Annotated in this window: 9 protein-coding genes and 1 pseudogene; 8 read left to right on the top strand and 2 right to left on the bottom strand. The window is 44.8% G+C overall.

Annotated elements, in window-relative coordinates; all coding sequences use genetic code 11:
• The 5 genes from QTO00_RS12425 to QTO00_RS12445 form a co-directional block, all read left to right on the top strand.
• The coding region (locus QTO00_RS12425) for a septation protein IspZ (protein ID WP_331425091.1) at positions 1-265 on the top strand (265 nt) is incomplete at its 5' end.
• A gap of 66 nt (positions 266-331) precedes the next feature.
• Entirely contained in the window at positions 332-724 is a 393-nt protein-coding gene (gene yciA / locus QTO00_RS12430; RefSeq protein WP_331425092.1) for an acyl-CoA thioester hydrolase YciA, read from the top strand.
• A gap of 104 nt (positions 725-828) precedes the next feature.
• Positions 829-1125, top strand: a complete 297-nt coding sequence (locus QTO00_RS12435; RefSeq protein WP_331425093.1) for a YciI family protein — start codon at positions 829-831, stop codon at positions 1123-1125.
• A 2-nt stretch (positions 1126-1127) separates the two neighbouring features.
• Positions 1128-1535: a GspS/AspS pilotin family protein gene (locus QTO00_RS12440; protein ID WP_331425094.1), complete on the top strand. Its 408-nt coding sequence runs from the start codon at positions 1128-1130 to the stop codon at positions 1533-1535.
• Between the two features lie 233 nt (positions 1536-1768).
• Positions 1769-1990 (top strand): hypothetical protein, encoded by a 222-nt coding sequence (locus QTO00_RS12445; protein WP_038205122.1) that lies wholly within the window; start codon positions 1769-1771, stop codon positions 1988-1990.
• 72 nt (positions 1991-2062) lie between these two features.
• Here the strand turns inward: QTO00_RS12445 and QTO00_RS12450 are convergent, their stop codons facing one another.
• Complete coding sequence (locus QTO00_RS12450; RefSeq protein WP_331425097.1) at positions 2063-2311, bottom strand: DUF1289 domain-containing protein; 249 nt, start codon at positions 2309-2311, stop codon at positions 2063-2065.
• Positions 2312-2511: 200 nt separating this feature from the next.
• Here QTO00_RS12450 and QTO00_RS12455 point away from each other — a divergent pair, with 200 nt between their 5' ends.
• Complete coding sequence (locus QTO00_RS12455; RefSeq protein WP_331425095.1) at positions 2512-2958, top strand: META domain-containing protein; 447 nt, start codon at positions 2512-2514, stop codon at positions 2956-2958.
• 52 nt (positions 2959-3010) lie between these two features.
• Here QTO00_RS12455 and QTO00_RS12460 read toward each other — a convergent pair whose 3' ends face one another.
• The gene (locus QTO00_RS12460) at positions 3011-4339 is read right to left on the bottom strand and encodes an IS4 family transposase (protein ID WP_258520385.1); all 1329 of its coding nucleotides are present in this window, start codon (positions 4337-4339) and stop codon (positions 3011-3013) included.
• Between the two features lie 263 nt (positions 4340-4602).
• On the opposite strand from QTO00_RS12460, the gene QTO00_RS12465 reads away from it, so the two are divergent.
• Together QTO00_RS12465 and QTO00_RS12470 are read left to right on the top strand one after the other, a co-directional pair.
• Positions 4603-5745, top strand: a complete 1143-nt coding sequence (locus QTO00_RS12465) for an ABC transporter substrate-binding protein (RefSeq protein WP_331425096.1) — start codon at positions 4603-4605, stop codon at positions 5743-5745.
• An 8-nt stretch (positions 5746-5753) separates the two neighbouring features.
• A pseudogene (locus QTO00_RS12470) lies at positions 5754-6328 on the top strand (thiamine ABC transporter permease); the annotation flags it as partial.

The raw sequence follows: 6328 nt of genomic DNA on the forward strand, positions 1-6328 counted from the left end.
GACAGGAAAGTCCGCAATTAAGGCGATGCTTGGCAAGGAAATAAGCTTGCCAGAGTTAGTTTGGTCAAAAATCACTTGGGCGTGGGCTGCATTCTTCACTATTTGCGCGGGCCTCAATATTTACGTTGCCTTCAACCTTCCGTTGGATACTTGGGTCAACTTTAAAGTGTTTGGCCTGCTCGCTGCCACGTTTGGTTTTACCCTACTAACAGGGGTTTACATCTACAAGCACCTGCCCAAAGAGAGCACTAACCCTAGCGAATAACTAATGATATAATTCCTTTTTTGCAGCGACCAACTTGGTCGCTGTTTTGCTGTACCGGATGTCACAATGAGTAAAGAACACACAAACCCAAAGGGGCAACTACTTCTTCGTACCCTAGCGATGCCTGCAGATACCAACGCCAACGGAGATATTTTTGGCGGTTGGATCATGTCTCAGCTTGACCTTGCAGGCGGAATTCTGGCCAAAGAGATCTCTTCAGGTCGTATTGTTACCGTCTCTGTATCGAGTATCACATTCAAAAAGCCAGTGCGCGTCGGCGATGTTGTTTGCTGTTACGGCGAATGTATTAAGATTGGCCGCACATCGATGAGCATAGACCTACAAGTTTGGGTCAAACCCGTTAAAGAGCATGGGTTAGAAGATCGCTTTATGGTTTGTGACGCAACGTTCAACTACGTTGCCATTGATGGTGATGGGAAACCTCGTCCGATCAAGTAATCCGAATCGAGACGAAATTATAGCATCGTCAAGGCTTTAAAAATGCGCCAGTTGAGGTAGAGTACTGGGCAGAACTTACACTATTCATATAAGGATATTCGACCATGTGGTACGTCATCTTCTCACAAGATGTAGAAAACTCTTTAGAAAAACGCCTCAGCGTGCGTCCTGCTCACCTTGAGCGCCTTCAAGCTCTACAAAATGAAGGCCGTCTACTTACCGCAGGTCCAATGCCCGCAATTGATTCTGATAATCCGGGTGAAGCGGGCTTTACTGGTTCAACAGTTATTGCGGAATTTGATTCTTTACAGCAAGCTCAAGCATGGGCTGACGCCGATCCTTATGTTGGAGCTGGCGTGTATGAAAATGTAATCGTTAAGCCATTCAAAAAAGTATTTTAATCATGTTGAGCTTGCCTAAGTCTATCGTTATTGCTTCACTCGCCATTATCACTCTCGGCTGCTCTTCTGGTGCGGCGCAAAAGCAAAAACAGTTAGAGCTCCTTGCACAAAGCCGTGCCAATCTATTGGCGAACGAGCTGCCGATTGAGTCGGGACCACTGTCAATCATGCGAGCTAACGCGCAAGGAACAACCATAGAGATCATGATGGTTTACAATGATGATGCCAAAGGTGCAAGACCAACAACACAAGTACTCAATCGCAGTCTAAAAACATACTGCACATCAACTGATACCAAGAATAACCTTGATGTCGGTATTAGCTACCGAATCAAGATGCGTAACAGTCGTGGACAACTTATGGCCGACGAGCTAATCACGAGCCAACGTTGTCAAAGCCTTTCAAACTAAACTACGGGCCAGCCTCACTAGAGGCTGACTTTTCAAGGCAAGCTAAACCCTCATCTCCACTACTATCAACAACCTAGCTCAAACACTCTACAAAGACTCTTTCAGCGGCGATATCCCAAAAATAAAAATTGTGCAATTTTTAACCAAATATCATTGACGCGAATCAGATCCAGTTCTAACTTTTGATATCAGGGTCTGATGACCTTTTGTCCACAGCCAAGGAGGATCACCAAATGAAACGAGCTAGTAACTCATACCGTCTTCAATTGATCAAAGAGGTCGCAACTCGGCAAGAGCGACTGAAAGGTGGTGACCCTATGGCTAGTTACATTCAACACCTACTCGACGAAAAACCTCGACTTGAAAAAAGCAACGAGGTAAATCATCGCTTTTCAGGTAACCATTTCGATGAACATGCTGGCGGCTGGGTTAATGATCAATGGGGATTAAAATAGCGCCTAAAAGCACGTGATGAGGAGGGATTCTTTAGAGTTCAAGGATCTCTCTTAAAGACAAGATATCGAATACTAGAACAGATCCTGCTGCGGTGAACTTGCAAGCTTTTCTTCCACCGAAGTCAACTTACCTTTTCGTATTTTACGCAGATAGCGTTGACGGCAGAGTTTAATCACATGTAATTGTTGGGCAGTTGACATATTAAGCCAGTTAAAGCGCTCTTCCCTTTTACGCATACAACCCTTGCAGTAGCCTTTTTCATCTACTGTACATATGCCAACACAAGGGCTTTGAACGGTGAAAAACTCTAACTGCTCCAAATGGTTGCTCTCAAACTGAATGACGTCTTCAATTAACACGACATAAGTTGTAATTACATATTTATCAACAACTTTCAATCTAAACGATGAAGCCCAAACAATGACCTAATATTGACAAATGTCGGTTGCGATTAACTATACTGCAAACATCTAGGCCACTTATGTTGGCTTATCTACTTATATATTGGAGTTGATCTACTATGAAGCTTAGTCCAAAAACGTTGCTCGCTGCAATAACTCTCCCGCTTGTTGTGACCGCATGTGTAACTAATGGAGATGATTCCACGCAAATTACAGCTCAAGATTTGCAGCACCACAACTGGGAACTGGTTAGTATCGATGGTACTGATCTTGTGCTCGAAGAGCGCCAAAACCCACCTCGTCTTGAAGTGGGCGAGAAGATGACAGCTAATGGTAATGCAGGCTGTAACAACTTTTTTGGTCAAGCTGAGCTTAAAGACAACCAATTTAGAATCGAAAAAATGGGCATGACCATGAAGATGTGTGTCGGTGATGTAATGGACATCGAACAAGCGTTCAGTCAAACTCTATCTGACTGGAGCGATATGACACTAACCAAAGACACCATGACACTTAAAAATGACAACCATACACTGACATTCAAACTAAGTGACTGGAAAAACTAAGTCTTTCCAAGCAAACATTGTTCAAAAAAGCAGCCACCTTGGCTAATGCCAGTCAGTTAAGCTGACTGGCTTTTTTCTTATTAGGGTATTTTTTGCTCTTGGGTTTCACACATCTTGGGTATATTCGGTCTTCTCTTTTTGGCGGTAAAACATGGTGTGGTGTTTCATCGAGTAGATGATTAATACGTTTTGGTATAGTGCCCGCCGCTTCCAACCAAAAACCATATATCAGATGGATTATCGCAGTTGCGCTCGTTGTAAAGCTCAACTGATTGGGATGGATGCCCGGTATCGTCTTCGCCATATTAACCATTTGATACCGAATGATATTGTAGCCAAGCAGTACTCCCCACAGCTCTTGTTCTATCATCTCTGGAAGCTTACTTCTTAGCGTGAACTCATTGTTTAGCAAAGAAGATTTGATTTCCCGATAACCAACTTCTATTTCCCAACGATGACTATATAGGTCGACTATTTCTGCTGATGGGAAACGCATAACATCGGTCATTGAGGTAAGGATATTGACCTCTTTTCCCTTGATCTTTTTGGTTAATAACCTAACTTCAACGGCTTCTGGCAACTCAGGGAACTTCCGCTTTGCTTGTGGACTCGCGCTCAGAGCAACCACTTTATCATTACGCCCTAACGTCCTGACGACGGTATATTGTGTGTCTTTTCTCATTGGCATTAGCCAATGGCGCTCTTTACCTGTTTGGTGCCAACGATTAAGTAATCCTAGAGAGTAGAAACCCCGGTCAAACATGGTCAGGCTATTATCAGGCGTTGTTTCAATAAGACGTTCTGCTAAAACCATCTCATTCGTCTTATAACTATCAAACGCACTAGCTATCATCATATGGCTGCTCAGTTCCATCTGACAGACCATGCGCACTTGGGGAAATGAACCATCACCATTCTGGTTAGAAGGCGCTTCATACCGCTCTCTGTTCTCTGGGGTGTCTGGTGTACGCCAAACAACACCGTCAACACCAAGGAGCTTTAGCCCCGACCAGGTGGGATGTTCAGCCTGTTGGTGCCACATCTGTTGGCTACGATGAAAAACTTCTTTAACCGCGTCAGCCCCCAATCTTTGACGTGCCTGAACCACAGCGCTTGGAGCAACCAACGGTTTCTTACCTGGCAGCATTAACTGCGCCTTGCTTACAATGCTCCAAACCGGTTCCTGTCTATAGAGGGACATTGCGATGACGGTCCACACAGCCATATCTAAGGGAATACGACGCTTTCTAACCGTAGCTACACCAGTAGCTTCCAAACATTGATTAATAAAATCTGGGCAGAGAATATCTGAAAGCTTTCCGAGTTCTTCAGTATTAGGGGCGTAGCCATTAGCCATCGCGAGAGCTGTTGTGAGTTGCAAAAGAAAAGGTCCTAACCATCAAAAGTTAGGACCTTTATAACGTCTGTGGAGGATCGTTCAACCGATCATTTTTGGCTTAACTGATCGGCATTAGCCACCTTGGCTGCTTTTTTGTTTCCACTAGACACTTTTCAAACATCTCATCAACATTTACGTCAAATAGTTAATAAAACAGCCTTTTTTCAGTCATAATGAATGAATAATTGTCTTAGTTCGGTCTGTAGTTATTAGCCGATACAATTTTTCAACCAACAGGGAATATTATGACAAGGCTGATCACTCTTCTATCTTCAGTTATCCTTTCATTTTCTTCAGTGGCCGCTGACCAGTGGCAAGAGACTGTAGATAAAGCCAAAGGACAAACCGTTTACTTCCACGCTTGGGGTGGAAGCCAAGAAATCAATCGCTACATCCAATGGGCAGGCTCTGAGTTACAAGCTCAGTATGGTGTCACTCTTAAGCATGTAAAAGTGACTGACATTGCCGAAACCACAGCACGTTTAATCGCAGAAAAAGCGGCGGGTAAAAATAGTGGTGGCAGCGTTGATATGGTTTGGATTAACGGTGAAAACTTTAAATCGATGAAAGACAATCAGCTGCTGTTTGGACCTTTTGTTAAGGGCCTACCTAGCTGGCAATATGTCGATAAGTCTCTGCCTATCGATGTCGATTTCTCGGAGCCAACCGAAGGTCTCGAGGCGCCATGGGGTGTCGGACAATTAGTGTTTATCCACGATCAACAGACGCTAAACAATCCTCCGCTCTCTTTTGCTGAGCTCAAGAGCTACGCCAAAGCATACCCGAACCGTATCACTTACCCGCGCCCACCAGAGTTTCACGGCACGAGCTTTCTTAAAGCCTTACTCATTGAGCTAACAAACAACGATGATTCACTTCAGCTACCGGTTGCAGAGCAGAGCTTTTCGATCGTAACCGCACCGTTATGGGATTACTTAGACGAGTTCCATAAAGTCGCTTGGCGAGGTGGTGAACAGTTTCCAACCAGTTCGTCTGAAACGTTCCAACTGCTTGACGACGGTCAGCTTGACCTAGCGATTACCTTTAACCCTAACGCGGTCTTCTCGGCTCAGGCCAGTGGCAAGCTTGCAGAAACCACTAAGACCTACGCAATGGACGCTGGCGCATTGTCAAACATCCACTTCTTAGCTATTCCTTGGAATGCAAACGCAAGTGAAGGCGCGCAAGTGGCGATTAACTTCTTACTTAGCCCTGAAGCACAATCGCGCAAAGGTGACTTAACGATTTGGGGAGACCCTTCTGTATTGAGCGGCCAATACCTAACGGGATCGGCAAAGAATACTCAGCAGTTTAAGTCAATTGCAGAACCTCATCCAAGCTGGCAAGTCGCCTTGGAAAAAGAGTGGCTTAAGCGTTACGGAAACTAATATTAGCCATGTTAAGAGCGCTTTACTTAGTCATTATCGTAGTTTGCATAGTGCCTACCATGCCAGGCTTGCTTGGCGTACTGCTCTCTGCACTGGGGTATATTCCGCCAATTGGCCTAAACCAGTTTTCATTTGATGGCTTTTTAGCGGTATTCAATTGGTCAGGCGTTTGGCAATCAATCGGGCTAACCATTTATACCGCTATTGCCAGTAGTTATCTTGCCTGCCTGATTACTTTTGCGATTTTGCAGTCGACATGGAGAAGGCCGTTTTGGCGTAAGGTTGAACTGAGCCTATCTCCACTGCTAGCAATGCCTCATGTCGCGTTTGCGATTGGTTTTGCTTTTCTGTTCGCACCAACCGGTCTAGGCGCTCGATTTCTCCACCAAGTATTTGGTCACGATGCCAACACTCAAAGCGTGCATGACTTAGCCCTACTCGTCAAAGACCCTTACGCCTTGGGCTTGATTGTCATGTTAGCCATCAAAGAAGTACCTTTCCTTCTCTTGATGAGTATTCCAATACTGCAGCAGCTCAACGTTGAGCAAACAGAGAAAGTCAGCCACGCCATGGGCTACAGCAC

This window comes from Vibrio sp. M260118 (assembly GCF_036533755.1).
In the GTDB taxonomy this organism is placed as follows: domain Bacteria; phylum Pseudomonadota; class Gammaproteobacteria; order Enterobacterales; family Vibrionaceae; genus Vibrio.

What these genes read in the sequence shown, in the direction of transcription:
- QTO00_RS12440 (WP_331425094.1), top strand. Translation starts at nt 1,128, where the DNA reads ATGTTGAGCTTGCCTAAGTCTATCGTTATTGCTTCACTCGCCATTATC.
- QTO00_RS12455 (WP_331425095.1), top strand. Translation starts at nt 2,512, where the DNA reads ATGAAGCTTAGTCCAAAAACGTTGCTCGCTGCAATAACTCTCCCGCTT.
- yciA (WP_331425092.1), top strand. Translation starts at nt 332, where the DNA reads ATGAGTAAAGAACACACAAACCCAAAGGGGCAACTACTTCTTCGTACC.
- QTO00_RS12445 (WP_038205122.1), top strand. Translation starts at nt 1,769, where the DNA reads ATGAAACGAGCTAGTAACTCATACCGTCTTCAATTGATCAAAGAGGTC.
- QTO00_RS12435 (WP_331425093.1), top strand. Translation starts at nt 829, where the DNA reads ATGTGGTACGTCATCTTCTCACAAGATGTAGAAAACTCTTTAGAAAAA.
- QTO00_RS12465 (WP_331425096.1), top strand. Translation starts at nt 4,603, where the DNA reads ATGACAAGGCTGATCACTCTTCTATCTTCAGTTATCCTTTCATTTTCT.